The organism is Burkholderia sp. A2, from assembly GCF_001729305.1.
GTDB lineage: Bacteria > Pseudomonadota > Gammaproteobacteria > Burkholderiales > Burkholderiaceae > Burkholderia > Burkholderia sola.
Genome location: NZ_LZXX01000024.1, coordinates 1 through 14,628, shown reverse-complemented (window position 1 = coordinate 14,628; position 14,628 = coordinate 1). Strand labels below are relative to the sequence as shown.

Genomic DNA, 14,628 nt, shown 5'->3' with positions numbered 1-14,628 from the left:
TATTGGAGGAGAAAATCGGGCGTTCGGAACCCGAGTGGAACCGTTTCGCGGCCGGCGGGCAATCCCTTTTCAATCCGGCCGGCCATCGTGCGCGCAGTGCGCGGCCGGCTGGCCCGGTCCGGCGACCGGGCCACCGTCGTGCTGTCCGGACGTGCGTGCCTCTTGCGCGAGGCGGCGGAACACGGAATGATCGATCAGTTGGCCGCGCCGTGCCACGGGCGCCGTGCCGCGGGCGGCCGGGCCCTTCCTTTCCTGATCCTTTTCCAGCCATGTCCATCGATTATTCGCCGATTCCCTGTCCCGTCGTTGTGCCGCTCGACGCGATCCTGCCCGAAGAACCGCTGCTGATGATGGGAGCCGGGCCGGTTCCGATCCCGGCCGCGGTGGCCAAGGCGAACACGATCGTGATCAACCACCTCGGCGCGACGATGGCGAAGATCATCGAGCAGGTGAAGGAGATGGCGCGCTACGTGTTCCAGACCCGCACGAAGTGGGTGCTCGGCGTCGCGGGTCCCGGCTCGGCCGCGATGGAAATGGCGATCTCGAACCTCGCATGGCGCGGCACGCGCGTGCTGTCGATCCGCAACGGCTTCTTCAGCGCGCGGATGGCCGAGATGGCCACGCGCGTCGGCGCCGACGTCGCGACGCTCGAAGTGGCCGACCGCGCGGTCGCGAGCCTCGACGAGATCGCCGACGCGATCGCGCGCGAGCGGCCCGAGATCGTCACGATCGTGCAGGGCGAGACGTCGAACACCGTGTGGAACCGCGACCTGCGCGACATCGCCGCGCTCGCGAAGGCGGCCGGCGCGCTGGTGGTCGTCGACGCGGTGTGCACGCTGTCGACGATGCCGCTCGAGATGGATGCGTGGGGCATCGACGCGGTGATCACCGGCGGCCAGAAGGGGCTGTCGTCGATCCCGGGCGTATCGCTGATCGCGTTCTCCGATGCCGCGTGGGACCGCATGAAGCATCGCCCCGAGCCGAACGCGCACTGGTGCCTCGACATGGCGCTCGCGGAGAACTTCTGGCACAACGCCGGCTATCACTACACGGCGCCCGTGTCGGGCGTGCTCGCACTGCACGAGGCGCTGCGGCTCGTCTGCGCGGAGACGCTCGAAAGCCGCTTCGCGCGCCACCTGCGCTGCTCGCTGGCGCTGCAGGCTGGCGTCGAATCGATGGGGCTCAAGCTCTATGCGCCGAAGGACTGCCGGCTCAATTCGGTGGTCGGGATCGAGACGCCGGAGGGGCTCACGCCCGGGATGGTCTGCGGTCATATCTCGAAGCAGTACCAGGTCGAGATCTCGGGCTCGTTCGGCTTGCCGATCGTGCGGATCGGGCAGATGGGCGAGCAGTGCCGCGAACACAACCTGTTCCGCACGCTGCATGCGTTCGGCCGCACGATGGTCGACCTGAAAGTGCCGGTCGACCTGCCGGCCGGCGTCGCGGCGCTCGAACAGGAGCTGTCGCGGCGCGGCGCGTAAGCGGAAGCAGCGAGGAAACGGGCCGCGCTCAGCGGCCCTGCATCGCGCGCCGGTATGTATTCGGCGTCGTGCCGTGCGCGTCGCGAAAGCGATGGCTGAAGTGGCCGGCGTTCGCGTAGCCGCAGTCGGCCGCGATCTGCGCGAGCGGCAACGCCGTCGTGCGCAGCAGCTCTCGGGCCCGGGCGAGCCGTTGCTCGGCCACCCACGCGTGCGGCGCGCGGCCGAACGACAGCCGGAACATCCGCGAGAAATGGTATTCGGACAGCGCGGCCACCTCGGCGAGTTCGCCGAGCGTCAGCGGCTGCGTGAGATACGTGTCGATGTAGTCGCGCACGCGGCGGCGCACGGCCGGCGCGAGCCCGCCGCGGAACGACGTGTCGGTGCGCGTCGCGCTCTGCCCGCGCAGCAACAGGCTCAGCACGTCGTGCGCGGTCTCGTTCACGCGCAGCCGATCGTCGGCATTGTCCCAGCCGTCGAGTGCGAGCGAGCGCAGCAGCGCGGCGACGCGCGCATCCTCGAAATAGGTGCGGTCGGCGAGCTTCAGCTCGCGCGGCTCGCGGTCGAGCTCGCGGATCGCGCGCTGCGTGAAGTGCTCGGGCAGGAAATACAGGTGGATGAAATGCATTTCGCCGCGCACCCACCAGCGCGATTCATGGTCGCCCGGCAACGCGCACAGCAGGCTCGGCGCGCCGTAGCGCGGCACGCGCTGGCGCTCGGTCCGATAGCCGCCGTCGAGGTAGCACGACAGCGTGTGGTGGCCGGGCTGCTCGTAGACCGTCTCGCTTTCGTCGGTGATCCGCGTCCATTCGGCGATCGCGAGGTGGTCGCCGAGCCACGCGAAGCGCTCGAGCGTCGCGTTCGCGTCGGCGAGCGTGCGGCAGACCGACTGCAGGCCGAACGGCAGATCGCCGCCGGCCAGGGCGGCGGCGCGGTCGACGGGCGGGGCGCAGAGGGAGAGACTCATGATGCGCCGAGTATAAGCGGGCGCGCGGCGCCGCGTGCGGCGTCCCGAAAAAGACCGCAATTCCGGACAATCGGCGCGCGCGGCGCGACGGCATAGTCGGGATCCCGATTCATCGATTTTCCGGAACGCCGCCATGAACCTGTCGCTTTATTTCGTCACCGTGCTGATCTGGGGCACCACCTGGATCGCGATCAAGTGGCAGCTCGGCTCGGTGCCGCCGCCCGTGTCGATCGCGTGGCGCTTCTGGCTCGCGGCCGCCGTGCTGTTCGCGCTGCTGCGCGCGATGCGCCGCCCGGTGCGCCCGCCGCGCGAAGCGTGGCGCTTTCTCGTCGCGCAGGGCTTCGCGCTGTTCTGCCTGAATTTCCTGTGTTTTTACTATGCGGAGCAGGTCGTGCCCAGCGGGCTCGTCGCGGTGATCTTCTCGACCGCGCCGCTGCTGAACTCGATCAACGGCCGGCTGTTCATGGGCCGCCCGCTGCGGCCGTCGGCGATCGCCGGCGCGCTGCTCGGCCTGACCGGCATCGCATGCCTGTTCTGGCAGCAGATGGCCGGCCATCTCGACGACCACGCGACGTGGACGGGGCTCGCGATCGCGTTCGCCGGCACGATGTGCTTCTCGGCGGGCAACCTGCTGTCGAGCCGGATGCAGTCGATGGGGCTGCACCCGCTCGCGACCAACGGCTGGGCGATGCTGATCGGCGCGGCGATCCTGACCGTCGGCGGCGCGGTGGCCGGGATGCCGTTCACGCTCGACATGAGCCCCCGCTATCTCGGCGCGCTCGTGTACCTCGCCGTGCCGGGCTCGGTGATCGGCTTCACCGCGTACCTGACGCTCGTCGGCCGGATCGGGCCGGAGCGCGCCGCGTACTGCACGGTGCTGTTCCCGATCGTCGCGCTGGCCGTGTCGACGGTGTTCGAGGGCTACCAGTGGTCGCCGCTCGCGGTGATCGGCCTGCTGCTGGTGGTGGCCGGCAATCTCGTCGCGTTCGACCTCACGCGACGGTTGTTTCTGCGGACGGCCTGATGAAGTTCGCGGTTGCGCGAAGCCGCGATCGAGAAACCCGGTGAAGGGTCGATTAAGTTGACGCGGTTGACTTGGTTTCGATTCGGCGCTGCGCTCGATCATTCCGGTCGTAACGGGAGGGGATGATGATTGCGCGAGCGCCTACGCTGGAGTCATCCCGATGCGGCCCGCGTATTGCGGGATTTCAACGTACTGCTGCGTTGACGCACGTTTCGCGTGACCGGTGCGTAACGCGCGTCACCCCGCTCACGCCGCCGCGCCGCTCCCCGCCACGCGCGCCTGCCGCTGGTACAGCACCATCGACAGCGCGACACCCGCGGCCGCGGCCACCGCCGCGAACAGGAACACCTGCGGATAGCCGAACGCGCCCGCGACATAGCCGGCGAGCGGGCCCGTGATGCCGAGCGACAGGTCGAGGAACACCGAATACGCGGACAGCGCGGCGCCGCGGCTCGCGGGCGGCACGAGCGCGACGGCCTCGACGCCGAGCGCCGGGAAGATCAGCGCGAAGCCGAAGCCCGTCAGCGCGGCGCCGACCAGCGCGACGTGCGGCACCGGCGCGAGCCACAGCAGCAGCAGGCCTGCGGATTCGAACGCGAACGACACGATCGCGACGCGGAACCCGCCGTAGGTCTTGATCGTGTTCGCGAACAGCAGGCGCGCGCCGATGAACAGCGTGCCGAACACGGTCAGCGACAGCGCGGCGTTCGGCCAGTGGCGCGCCGCGTAGTACAGCGTGACGAACGTGGCGATCGAGCCGAAGCCGGCCGAACCGAGCGCGAGGCCGAGGCCGTGCGGCAGCACGCGCGTGAACACGCTCGCATACGACATCCGTTCGCCGTGCACGAGCGGCACCGGTGCGATCAGGCGGGCGAGGTAGAAGCCGAGCGCGGCGAGCGCGATCACGATCACGCCGATCAGCGCCGGATTCAGCGTGTGCGCGATCGCGACGCCGACCGGCGCGCCGAGCGCGAGCGCGCCGTAGGTCGCGATGCCGTTCCACGAGATCACCTTCGCGTTGTGCGCGACGCCGACCCGGCCGATGCCCCACAGGATCGCACCGGTGCCGCACAGGCTTTCGCCGACGCCGAGCACGAGCCGGCTCGCGACGAGCAGCGCGAGGCTCGCGACCGGCCAGTGCGCGAGCAGCAGCGCGACGAGCAGCAGCACGCCCGACACGCCGCAACCGACCAGCCCGCGCAGCACCGTCTGCTTCGGCCCGAGCGTATCGGCGAGGCGGCCGGCGAGCGGGCGCGACGCGAGCGTCGCGAAATACTGGACGCTGATCGCGCCGCCCGCGACGATCGCGGAAAAGCCGAGGTCGTCGTGGACGAAGCCCGGCAGCACCGCGAGCGGCAGCCCGATGGTCAGGTAGCAGATGAACGTGAAGCAGACGACGGACACGATTTGCAGCGTGACCGCGAACCCGCTGCGCGGCGGTGTGGCGGAATCGGATGACATGGGGTCGGAACGAATGGCGAAACGAACGGAAAACGGCGGAAAAGGGAATCGGGATTTTCCCATGGAACCGGTTTTCACGCAGGTACCGCTTAGTTAACCGCGCGCCGTTCGTGAAGGGGCCGACGGTCGCGCGGGCCGGGAACGGACGGCGCGCCCCGTGCGGCAAGGGCGTCGGCCGGTCGGGCGCGCATATCGCGGCAGTTATATGAGCCGCATGCGTGATGGGCTATGGGTTGCGGAATTTGACGGTGATAGCGTGCAAACTGTCGGAAAAACGTCGGTCGAGCGCTCCGCGCAGGCCGCCTTGCCCCCATTTGAAGAAACACCGAGACATGAGTGAGCCGATCCGCTTCTACCACCGTCACGCAATCCGCGAAGTCAGCGGCGCGGACGTGACCCGCACCGTGCTGCAATACCTGCGCGAGGACGCGCATTGCACCGGCACCAAGGAAGGCTGCGCGGAAGGCGACTGCGGCGCGTGCACGGTCGTCGTCGGCGAGCTGACCGACGCCGGCGCGGTCGAGTTCAAGGCCGTCAACGCGTGCATCCAGTTCCTGCCGACGCTCGACGGCAAGGCGCTGCTCACGGTCGAGGACCTGCGCCGGCCGGACGGTTCGCTGCACCCGGTGCAGCAGGCGATGGTCGATTGCCACGGTTCGCAGTGCGGGTTCTGCACGCCCGGCTTCGTGATGTCGATGTGGGCGCTGTACGAGAAGCATGGCCACGAAGGCTGCGGCAGTGCGTGCGCGAAGGCGAAGGATGTGCCGACGCGCACCGAGATCGCCGATGCGCTGACGGGCAACCTGTGCCGCTGTACCGGCTATCGCCCGATCGTCGATGCGGCGGTGCGGATGTTCGACGCGACCGGCGAAGGTGCGACCGACGGCGCGACCGGCGAAGCCGCGTCGGCACCGTCGGCGCCGGTCGACACGGCCGCGCTCGCCCGCACGCTCGCATCGCTGAAGCGCGACGATACGTTCGACTACACGGCGGTCAACGGCGCGCGTTTCGCGGCGCCGCGCACGCTCGACGCGCTGGCCGCGCTGAAGGCCGAGCGTCCCGACGCGCGCATTCTCGCGGGCAGCACCGACATCGGCCTGTGGGTCACCAAGCAGATGCGCCGCCTCGACGACCTGATCTACGTCGGCCAGATCGCCGAACTGCAGCAGGTCGTGCACGGCGACGACTGGATCGGGATCGGCGCGGGCGTGACGGTCGAGAAGGCCTATGCGGCGCTGGCCGGCACCTATCCGGAGCTGACCGAGATGTGGAAGCGCTTCGCGTCGCTGCCGATCCGCAACGCGGGCACGCTCGGCGGCAACGTCGCGAACGGCTCGCCGATCGGCGATTCGATGCCGGGCCTCATCGCGCTCGGCGCGCGCGTCGTGCTGCGCGGCGGCGACACCGTGCGCGAGCTGCCGCTCGAGGCGCTGTACACCGGCTATCAGCAGAAGGACATGGCGCCGCACGAATTCGTCGCTGGCCTGAAGGTGCCGACCCGCAGCGGTGCGCGCGAAAAGCTGCGGTTCCGCACCTACAAGCTGTCGAAGCGCTTCGACTCCGACATTTCCGCGGTGTGCGCCGCATTCGCGTTCATCGCGGACGGCGACACGATCCGCGAGCCGCGCATCGCGTTCGGCGGGATGGCCGCGACGCCGAAGCGCGCTTCCAGTACGGAAGCCGTGCTCGACGGCGCGCAGTGGCACGAAGCCACCGCGCAGGCCGCGATGCAGGCGCTCGAGCGCGATTACCAGCCGCTGTCCGACATGCGCGCGACGAGCGCGTATCGCCTCGAGACCGCGAAGAACCTGATGTATCGCTTCTGGCTGGAGACGCGTGCGCACGACCCGCTGCCGCCGCAGGCGCTGAACGTGCGCGAAGTGGCCGCCGAAGCAGGCGCTGAAGTTGCCGACGACGCGGCACGCGTCTGACGACGGAGAACACCGAACATGAACCAGCAAGCAGAACCGTTCCTCAGCACCCTCGATCCGCAGGCCGACGCCGCGCAAGTGCACGTGTCGCGCGCGCACGAATCCGCTCACCTGCACGTGAGCGGGCGCGCGACCTACACCGACGACATCCCGCTCGTCGCCGGCACGCTGCACGCGGCGCTCGGGTTGTCCGCGAAGCCGCACGCGAAGATCGTGTCGATGAACTTCGACGCGGTGCGCGCGACGCCGGGCGTGGTCGCCGTGTTCACGGCCGACGACATCCCGGGCGTCAACGATTGCGGCCCGATCGTCCACGACGATCCGGTGCTCGCCAAAGGCGTCGTGCAGTTCGTCGGCCAGCCGATGTTCATCGTCGTCGCGACGTCGCATGAAACCGCGCGGCTCGCCGCGCGCCGCGCGCAGGTCGACTACGAGGAGCTGCCCGCGATCCTGACCGCGCAGGAAGCGCGCAAGGCCGAAACCTACGTGATCCCGCCGCTGAAGCTCGCGCGCGGCGACGCGGCGGCGCGGCTCGCCGTCGCGCCGCACCGCGAGTCGGGCGAGATGCTGCTCGGCGGGCAGGAGCAGTTCTACCTGGAAGGGCAGATCGCGTACGCGGTGCCGAAGGACGACGACGGGATGCACGTGTACTGCTCGACGCAGCACCCGAGCGAGATGCAGCACCTCGTCGCGCACGTGCTCGGCGTCGCATCGCACAACGTGCTGGTCGAATGCCGCCGGATGGGCGGCGGCTTCGGCGGCAAGGAATCGCAGTCGGGCCTGTTCGCGTGCTGCGCGGCGCTCGCCGCATGGAAGCTGCTGTGCCCGGTGAAGCTGCGTCCGGACCGCGACGACGACATGATGATCACCGGCAAGCGGCACGACTTCCATTACCGCTTCGACGTCGGCTACGACGACGACGGCCGCATCGACGGCGTCGCGCTCGACATGACGTCGCGCTGCGGCTTCTCGGCCGACCTGTCGGGCCCGGTGATGACGCGCGCGGTGTGCCACTTCGACAACGCGTACTGGCTCGGCGACGTCGACATCGCCGGCTACTGCGGCAAGACCAACACGCAGTCGAACACCGCGTTTCGCGGCTTCGGCGGCCCGCAGGGCGCGTTCGCGATCGAATACATCCTCGACGACATCGCGCGATCGCTCGGCCGCGATCCGCTCGACGTCCGCTACGCGAACCTGTACGGCAAGACCGAACGCAACGTGACGCCGTACGGGCAGACGATCGAGGACAACGTGCTGCAGGAGCTGCTCGGCGAACTCGAGACGACGAGCGACTACCGCGCGCGGCGCGCGGGCGTGCGCGCATTCAACGCACGCAACACGGTGCTGAAGAAGGGCATCGCGCTCACGCCGGTGAAGTTCGGCATCGCGTTCAACGTCACGCACTTCAATCAGGCCGGCGCGCTGGTGCACATCTACACCGACGGCTCGGTACTCGTGAACCACGGCGGCACGGAGATGGGCCAGGGGCTCAACACGAAGGTCGCGCAGGTCGTCGCGCACGAACTCGGCATCCGTTTCGGCCGGATCCGCGTGACCGCGACCGACACGAGCAAGGTCGCGAATACGTCCGCGACCGCCGCGTCGACGGGCTCCGACCTGAACGGCAAGGCCGCGCAGGATGCGGCGCGCCAGTTGCGCGAGCGGCTCGCGGCGTTCGCGGCGAAGCAGTTCGGCGACGGCAAGGTCGATGCGGCCGACGTGAAGTTCGGCAACGACGTCGTGTGGGTCGGCGGCCATCGCGTGCCGTTCGGCGAAGTGGTCGCGAAGGCGTATCTCGCGCGCGTGCAGCTGTGGTCCGACGGCTTCTATGCGACGCCGAAGCTGCACTGGGATCAATCGAAGCTGCAGGGTCGGCCGTTCTACTACTACTCGTACGGCGCGGCCGTGTCGGAAGTCGTGATCGACACGCTGACGGGCGAGATGCGCACGCTGCGCGTCGATGCGCTGCACGACGTGGGCGCGTCGCTGAACCCGGCGCTCGACATCGGCCAGGTCGAAGGCGCGTTCATCCAGGGAATGGGCTGGCTCACGACCGAGGAGCTTTGGTGGAACGCAGGCGGCAAGCTGATGACGCACGCGCCGTCCACGTACAAGATCCCGACGGTGAACGACACACCGCCCGAGTTCAACGTGCGGCTGTTCCGGAACCGCAACGTCGAGGACAGCATCCACCGCTCGAAGGCCGTCGGCGAGCCGCCGCTGCTGCTGCCGTTCTCGGTGTTCTTCGCGGTGCGCGACGCCGTGGCCGCGGTCGGCGACTACCGGGTGAACCCGCCGCTCGACGCGCCGGCCACCGGCGAGTCGATCCTGCGCGCGATCGGCGCGGTGCGCGCGGCGAGCGCGAGCGAGGCAGGGTGAGATGAAACGCGCTTCGTGCCTGCTTCGTTCGTTGCTCGCTCACGGCGGCCCGGCCCGGCGGAGGCGCGCATGAACGGCCCCGCTCGTTCGCCGCGTGCCGCGTCGCCCGCGCCCGCCGCCGGATGCGACGGCGCGTGCGGCAACGCGCCGTCGCAACCGCAGCCGTTCGCGCCGGGCACCGGCCAGCGCAACCGCGCGACCGCGGCGCCGCCGCCGATGCACGTCGTGCTGTTCGGCGCGGGGCACGTCGGCCACGCGCTCGTCGCGCTGCTCGGCGCGCTGCCGTGCGTCGTGCAGTGGGTCGACACGCGCGACGAGCTGTTCCCGGACGAATGTCCGCCGAACGTGCAGCCCGAGCCGACCGACACGCCGGAGGCCGTCGTCGACGCGGCGCCGCCCGGCGCGTACTTCCTCGTGATGACGCACAACCACGCGCTCGACTTCGCGCTCGCCGCGCAGATCATGCGGCGGCGCGACTACGCGTACTTCGGGATGATCGGCTCGCGCACCAAGCGCGTGAAGTTCGAGCGCCGGCTCGCCGCGCGCGGCGTCGACCCGGCGCGGCTCGTCGACATGGTGTGTCCGATCGGCGTCGTGGGCATCGTCGACAAGGCGCCGGGCGCGATCGCGGTGGCCGTCTGCGCGGAGCTGCTGCAGGCCCGCTCGGGCATGCCGGTGGCCGAGGCGAAGGCGGCCGCGGCCGGTCGCGCACGCGACGACGTGTCCTGCGCGCGCTGAAACGCCGACGCCGCACGGCCGCGCGTTTTTGCATACACTGCACGACAACGCGCGGCAGCGGGCCGCGCTTCACGTCACCGTGCACGCACTCATGTCCGATCACTCCGTCTATCTCGACGCGCTCGATGCGAGCCTCGTCGCCATCGAGCGCTGGCTGTCCGGCGTCGATACCGCGCCGGCGGCGCTCGATGCGCTGCTCGCCGCGTTTTCCGCCGACTTCACGATGATCCTGACCGACGGCCGCATGGTCGACCGTGACGGCATGCGCGCGCTGTTCGCGAAGCTGGCCGGCGCGAAGCCGGGGCTGCGCATCACGCTGTCGGAGATTCGCGTGCTCGCGGCCGATGCAGCGCATGCGGTGATCACCTATCTCGAAGCGCAGCACGCGGCGGCGGGCGAACTGCCGGCGCGCCGCGCGACCGCCGTGTTCGCGCGCGACGCGGCGGGCGTCGTGCGCTGGACCCATCTGCAGGAAACCTTCTGCACGGCCTGAGCGGCCGTGTTGCCTGACCAGCCGCGCCGCGCCTTGGCCGCGCGTCAGCGCTTGCGCGTGCGGGCGACCGTCAGCTCGTCGGACACGCTCTGCATCAGCGCGCACAGCCACGCGATGTCGGTCGGCCGATCGGGTTGCGGGTGCGTGAGCAGGTAGCTCTTGATGCGCGGGAACGGCACGGGCGGCGTGACGACGACGAGCGGCAGCAGTTGCGCATAGTGCGTCGCGAAGCGGCGCGTCGTCGTGAAGATCAGGTCCGACTGCAGCAGCACCTGCGGCACGATCCCGAAGTACGGCAGCGTCGTCACGATGCGGCGCGTGAGGCGCGCGCGCGCCAGGCCGATCTCGATCGCGTTGCGCTTGTCGCCGGTGTACGGCGTCGGCGCGACGTGCGCGGCCGCCGCATAGGCGTCGCGCGTGAGCGGCTCGCGGGCGAGCGGATGCGCGTCGCGCATCAGGCACACGATCGTGTCGGAGAACAGGTCCTGGCGCGCGAACTGCGGGTCGGGCTTGGGCCAGTTGCCGATCACGAGATCGAGCGCGCCCGATTCGAGCGCGCCCGCGTGGTCGAGCGCGGGATTCAGCGAATCGATTTCCAGATGCGCATGCGGCGCCGCGTCGCGAAAGCGCTCGATCAGCGTCGGCATGAAGAAATCGTTCAGGTAGTCGGGCGCGGCGACGCGGAACGTGCGCCGCGCGGACGACGGATCGAAGTCGCCGTGCGGCGTCGCGATGAAGTCGACCTCGCGCAGCGCGCGCGACGCGGCTTCGAGCAGCGACGCGCCATATTCGGTCGGCACCATGCCGGATTTGCCGCGCACGAGGATCGGGTCGTTCAGCGTCTCGCGCAGCTTGCGCAGCGCGGTGCTGATCGCGGGCTGGGTCTGGTTCAGCCGCAGCGCGGCCTGCGTGACGCTGCGCTCGAGCAGCAGCGTGCGCAACACGCGCACGAGCCAGATGTCGAGCGAGGCGGTACGGTCGTCGTCGTCCATTGGTGGGGGTGATTCGGGGGACGCGTAACCTTACCGCAGCCGCGCGTTGCCGTGCGTGATACCGGCCATCACGCACGCCATCACGCGCGGCCCTTCGGCAGCGTGCTGATCCGCTTGACCTCGCGCGATTCGAGCCAGTTCGGCGTGCGCGCGCAGTACAGCACCATCGGCAGCGCGTCCTCGCCCCAGAACAGCTGCTGGTTCATCCAGAAGGTGGGCACGCCGAACACGCCGAGCGCGATCGCGTCGGCCGTGTTGCGCGCCAGCTGCGCAGCGGTTTCCTCGAACTCGATCAGCTCGTCGCCGTGGCTCACGCCGACGCGTTCGCACAGTGCCGCGAAGCCTTCCGGCGTCGACGGATCGTTGCCTTCGCGCCAGATGAAGCGGAACATTTCCAGCACCGTCGCGATATCGGCGCGCAGCGCGATCGCGAGGCGCAGCACCTTGTCCGAATCGAACGGGTGCGCGGGCGGCATCTTGAAGCGGATGCCGAGCTGTTCCGCGCGAAACAGCGCGTGACGGTACGTGAACACGCGCTTGGCCGGCACGTCGGCGGTCGGGCGCTGGCCCCAGTGGCGCTGGAGGTCGGTCAACGACACGGCGACGGGGTCGAACGGCACGTCCGGCCATTTGTCGTGCTGCTCGAGCAGCAGATACGAGAACGGCGACACGAAGTCGAAGAACCAGGCGGGTTGGGCGGTATCGAGGCCGGTGGTCATGTCGTTCTCCAGAAGGTGGGGCGTGCGGCGCCTGGCGGCGGCCTCCATGTTACGCGGCAGCGCGCGCATGCAGCAATGATCGCGGATCGTTCGCTCACGCGGAACCGGGAGTCGCCCGGGGGCCATCGCCGGCCGGCGGCGGGCCGGTTTCCGCGCGCGCCGGCGGGTTGCCGGCGCCGGGCGGGCCCGCCGGCGCATCCTGGTCGTGCGCGGTGAGCCGTTCGCGCACGAAGCCGATGTGCTCGCGCAGCACGTAGAACTGCCCGGCATACGCGAGCGGCATCTTCATCCGGTTCACGGCTTCCTCGATGTCGTCGAGCTCGTCGAGCAGCTGCACGCGCTCCTCGGCCGTATGTTCGCCGAGCGCGCGGCGCTCGAGCGCGATCAGCGCGCCGTACCAGCGGTAGATGCGCGAGCGCACGCGCCAGCCGTACAGCGACGGCACGAGCCGCAGCCCGGGGATCAGCACGACGATCAGCGGCACGACCACGACCAGCAGCCGGTCGACGAGGCTCGCGACCCAGAACGGCAGCCGCCGGTACAGGAAGCTCTTGCCCGACTTGTAGTAGCGCGCGGCGTCGTCGGACAGCGGGAAGCCGCGCGTGACCGACGACGGGAATTCGCCCGCGTGCTGGAGGATCGTCGCGTGGCCGTGCACTTCGCGCGCGGCCTCGATCAGCAGGTCGGACAGCGCCGGATGCAGCGAGTCGCGCGCGACGAGTTCGATCGTCGGCGCGACCGTGTGGATGTCGGCGGGCGGCAGGTTGCGGCCGAGATCGTAGACGCCCATCGGCAGCGTGATCGCGGTGAGGTACGGAAAGCGCCGCGCGTACGCCTCGGCCTGCGTGAACGAATACACGTGCACGCCGGGCGCGCGGAACAGCTTCGCCATCACCGGGATCTGCGTCGAGTCGCCGGACAGGAACGCGGCGTCGATCTTGCCGTCGAGCAGCGCGGTCGCGGCGTCCTCGCCGGCGGTCGGCAGGAGCTCGGTCGGGCCGCCCGGCACGATGCCGTTCATCTTCAGCAGCGCGAGGCTCAGTTCGCGCGCGCCGCTGCCTTCGGCGCCGAGCGCGAGCCGCTTGCCCTTGAAGTCGGACAGGCGCGCGACGACCGGGCCGCGGTACATGATCGCGAGCGGCACGTAGCCGATGCTGCCGAGCGACACCAGATGCTCGTCGCGCTCCTTCGGGCCGATGCCGCTCTGCACGAAGCCGACGTCGACCGGCGCGTTCGGGTTCGACAACCGCGCGAGGTTCTGCGCGGAACCTTCGGACGATTGAACGTCGAGCGTGACGCCGTTTTTCGCGAGGATCGTCTTGTACTTCTGCGCGGCGTTCCAGTACGTGCTGCCGGGCGGCCCGGCCGAGATCACGAGCGAGGACGGCGGCGCCGGCTGGATCAGCTTGACCGCGAGCCAGACGGCCGCGCCGGCGAGCAGCACGGTCGGGCCGATCGACAGCGCGAGGTCGCGCCACGAGACGGCGACGAAGCGGGCGAGGATGCGGCGCGGCGGGCGGGGGCGGGCAGGCTTCATGGGATCGGCGGATGACGCTGGCGTGACGCATCGATGACGGTCGTCGCGGGACGACGCGGATGCTCGCGGCGATGGTACCCGGTTTCGCCGCGCATGCGCGAATCGGGTGGGCTCGCGCGGCTGCGCGGCGACGGCTGCGGGCGCCGTCGCGTCAAAAGCTTTGCGCTTCGGCGGGCGCTGGATTACATTGTGCGACGCAGCCGCGCCCGATTTGCGCGCGACCCGGCACGTCATGAGACCGGGCGCGTCCGGCCGGCGGCTGCCCGGCCCGGCCGGCCCGCTTTCGCGTGCGCCGGCCGCCGGCCCGTGACGCCTCTCTCGTATCGCCGTGGAAAACACCGGCTGTCCCGCCCGTTCGCGCGCGGGCCGGCTGTTTTTGGGGGTATCCGGCCGTACTGTGCACGGCCGTTCCGGAGTGATAAGGAGATAGCATGAAGTCGATCGTGTTGAGAGCGTTGGGCGTCGCCGCCGTGGCGGCCTGTCTGTCGGGCAGCGTATATGCGCAGTCGAGCGACGCAGCGGCAACGGAAGCGCCGGCGGCCGCGACGAGCGCGCCGAAGGCCGCCGCGAAAACCGCGAAGAAGGCGAACCGCAAGCTCGGCTACGCGGTGCGCAAGGCCATTACGAAGGCAGGCGGCATCGACGTGGCGAACCTCGTCGTGCGCTCGAAGGGCGGCGCGATCACGCTGGAGGGCACGGTGCCCGACCAGGCTCAGATCGACAAGGCGGAAGAGGCGGCGAAGGGCGTGAGCGGCGTGACGTCGGTCACGAACAAGCTGACGGTCCAGCAGCAGTAACGCCGGGCGGCGGCGCGCGAGCGCCGCGCGCGCCCGTTTCAGGCGGGTCCCGGCATGCCGGGGCCCGTTTGCGCTTCAGAGGCCGGCAGCCGCGCGCGGCGCGGCGGCG

At 70.1% G+C, this 14,628-nt stretch carries 12 protein-coding genes; 7 read left to right on the top strand and 5 right to left on the bottom strand.

The features are described 5' to 3' along the window. The first annotated feature begins 269 nt into the window (after positions 1-269). Complete coding sequence (locus A9Z05_RS01825; RefSeq protein ID WP_069616643.1) at positions 270-1,481, top strand: alanine--glyoxylate aminotransferase family protein; 1,212 nt, start codon at positions 270-272, stop codon at positions 1,479-1,481. 28 nt (positions 1,482-1,509) lie between these two features. Here A9Z05_RS01825 and A9Z05_RS01820 read toward each other — a convergent pair whose 3' ends face one another. Continuing rightward, on the bottom strand, positions 1,510-2,445 hold the full coding sequence (locus A9Z05_RS01820; protein WP_069616642.1) for an AraC family transcriptional regulator: 936 nt from the start codon (positions 2,443-2,445) through the stop codon (positions 1,510-1,512). Between the two features lie 133 nt (positions 2,446-2,578). Between A9Z05_RS01820 and A9Z05_RS01815 the strand changes: the two genes are divergently transcribed. After that, positions 2,579-3,469, top strand: a complete 891-nt coding sequence (locus A9Z05_RS01815; RefSeq protein ID WP_069616641.1) for a DMT family transporter — start codon at positions 2,579-2,581, stop codon at positions 3,467-3,469. 246 nt (positions 3,470-3,715) lie between these two features. Here A9Z05_RS01815 and A9Z05_RS01810 read toward each other — a convergent pair whose 3' ends face one another. Next, positions 3,716-4,930, bottom strand: a complete 1,215-nt coding sequence (locus tag A9Z05_RS01810) for an MFS transporter (protein ID WP_069616640.1) — start codon at positions 4,928-4,930, stop codon at positions 3,716-3,718. A 332-nt stretch (positions 4,931-5,262) separates the two neighbouring features. Here A9Z05_RS01810 and xdhA point away from each other — a divergent pair, with 332 nt between their 5' ends. The 4 genes from xdhA to A9Z05_RS01790 all read left to right on the top strand — a co-directional run bounded on the left by xdhA (position 5,263) and on the right by A9Z05_RS01790 (position 10,474). After that, the gene (xdhA, locus tag A9Z05_RS01805; RefSeq protein WP_069616639.1) at positions 5,263-6,861 is read left to right on the top strand and encodes a xanthine dehydrogenase small subunit; all 1,599 of its coding nucleotides are present in this window, start codon (positions 5,263-5,265) and stop codon (positions 6,859-6,861) included. 18 nt (positions 6,862-6,879) lie between these two features. Continuing rightward, positions 6,880-9,243 (top strand): xanthine dehydrogenase molybdopterin binding subunit, encoded by a 2,364-nt coding sequence (xdhB, locus tag A9Z05_RS01800; RefSeq protein ID WP_069616638.1) that lies wholly within the window; start codon positions 6,880-6,882, stop codon positions 9,241-9,243. A 69-nt stretch (positions 9,244-9,312) separates the two neighbouring features. After that, complete coding sequence (xdhC, locus tag A9Z05_RS01795; RefSeq protein WP_069616637.1) at positions 9,313-9,981, top strand: xanthine dehydrogenase accessory protein XdhC; 669 nt, start codon at positions 9,313-9,315, stop codon at positions 9,979-9,981. Between the two features lie 91 nt (positions 9,982-10,072). Then, complete coding sequence (locus A9Z05_RS01790; protein WP_069616836.1) at positions 10,073-10,474, top strand: nuclear transport factor 2 family protein; 402 nt, start codon at positions 10,073-10,075, stop codon at positions 10,472-10,474. A gap of 44 nt (positions 10,475-10,518) precedes the next feature. Here the strand turns inward: A9Z05_RS01790 and A9Z05_RS01785 are convergent, their stop codons facing one another. The 3 genes from A9Z05_RS01785 to A9Z05_RS01775 all read right to left on the bottom strand — a co-directional run bounded on the left by A9Z05_RS01785 (position 10,519) and on the right by A9Z05_RS01775 (position 13,722). Further along, on the bottom strand, positions 10,519-11,466 hold the full coding sequence (locus tag A9Z05_RS01785; RefSeq protein WP_069616636.1) for a LysR family transcriptional regulator: 948 nt from the start codon (positions 11,464-11,466) through the stop codon (positions 10,519-10,521). Positions 11,467-11,546: 80 nt separating this feature from the next. Continuing rightward, the gene (locus tag A9Z05_RS01780) at positions 11,547-12,185 is read right to left on the bottom strand and encodes a 2-hydroxychromene-2-carboxylate isomerase (protein ID WP_069616635.1); all 639 of its coding nucleotides are present in this window, start codon (positions 12,183-12,185) and stop codon (positions 11,547-11,549) included. A gap of 94 nt (positions 12,186-12,279) precedes the next feature. Further along, positions 12,280-13,722 carry a TAXI family TRAP transporter solute-binding subunit gene (locus tag A9Z05_RS01775; protein WP_069616634.1) on the bottom strand — a complete coding sequence of 481 codons (1,443 nt, stop codon included), beginning with the start codon at positions 13,720-13,722 and terminating at the stop codon, positions 12,280-12,282. A 431-nt stretch (positions 13,723-14,153) separates the two neighbouring features. Between A9Z05_RS01775 and A9Z05_RS01770 the strand changes: the two genes are divergently transcribed. Continuing rightward, complete coding sequence (locus tag A9Z05_RS01770) at positions 14,154-14,519, top strand: BON domain-containing protein (RefSeq protein ID WP_050011705.1); 366 nt, start codon at positions 14,154-14,156, stop codon at positions 14,517-14,519. The last annotated feature ends 109 nt before the right edge of the window (positions 14,520-14,628 follow it).

Bases quoted from the DNA above. Each gene is read 5' to 3' on its own strand.
- xdhB (WP_069616638.1), top strand. From the start codon at position 6,880: ATGAACCAGCAAGCAGAACCGTTCCTCAGCACCCTCGATCCGCAGGCC.
- A9Z05_RS01790 (WP_069616836.1), top strand. From the start codon at position 10,073: ATGTCCGATCACTCCGTCTATCTCGACGCGCTCGATGCGAGCCTCGTC.
- A9Z05_RS01785 (WP_069616636.1), bottom strand. From the start codon at position 11,466: ATGGACGACGACGACCGTACCGCCTCGCTCGACATCTGGCTCGTGCGC.
- A9Z05_RS01820 (WP_069616642.1), bottom strand. From the start codon at position 2,445: ATGAGTCTCTCCCTCTGCGCCCCGCCCGTCGACCGCGCCGCCGCCCTG.
- xdhA (WP_069616639.1), top strand. From the start codon at position 5,263: ATGAGTGAGCCGATCCGCTTCTACCACCGTCACGCAATCCGCGAAGTC.
- A9Z05_RS01815 (WP_069616641.1), top strand. From the start codon at position 2,579: ATGAACCTGTCGCTTTATTTCGTCACCGTGCTGATCTGGGGCACCACC.
- A9Z05_RS01780 (WP_069616635.1), bottom strand. From the start codon at position 12,185: ATGACCACCGGCCTCGATACCGCCCAACCCGCCTGGTTCTTCGACTTC.
- xdhC (WP_069616637.1), top strand. From the start codon at position 9,313: ATGAACGGCCCCGCTCGTTCGCCGCGTGCCGCGTCGCCCGCGCCCGCC.
- A9Z05_RS01775 (WP_069616634.1), bottom strand. From the start codon at position 13,722: ATGAAGCCTGCCCGCCCCCGCCCGCCGCGCCGCATCCTCGCCCGCTTC.
- A9Z05_RS01825 (WP_069616643.1), top strand. From the start codon at position 270: ATGTCCATCGATTATTCGCCGATTCCCTGTCCCGTCGTTGTGCCGCTC.
- A9Z05_RS01810 (WP_069616640.1), bottom strand. From the start codon at position 4,930: ATGTCATCCGATTCCGCCACACCGCCGCGCAGCGGGTTCGCGGTCACG.
- A9Z05_RS01770 (WP_050011705.1), top strand. From the start codon at position 14,154: ATGAAGTCGATCGTGTTGAGAGCGTTGGGCGTCGCCGCCGTGGCGGCC.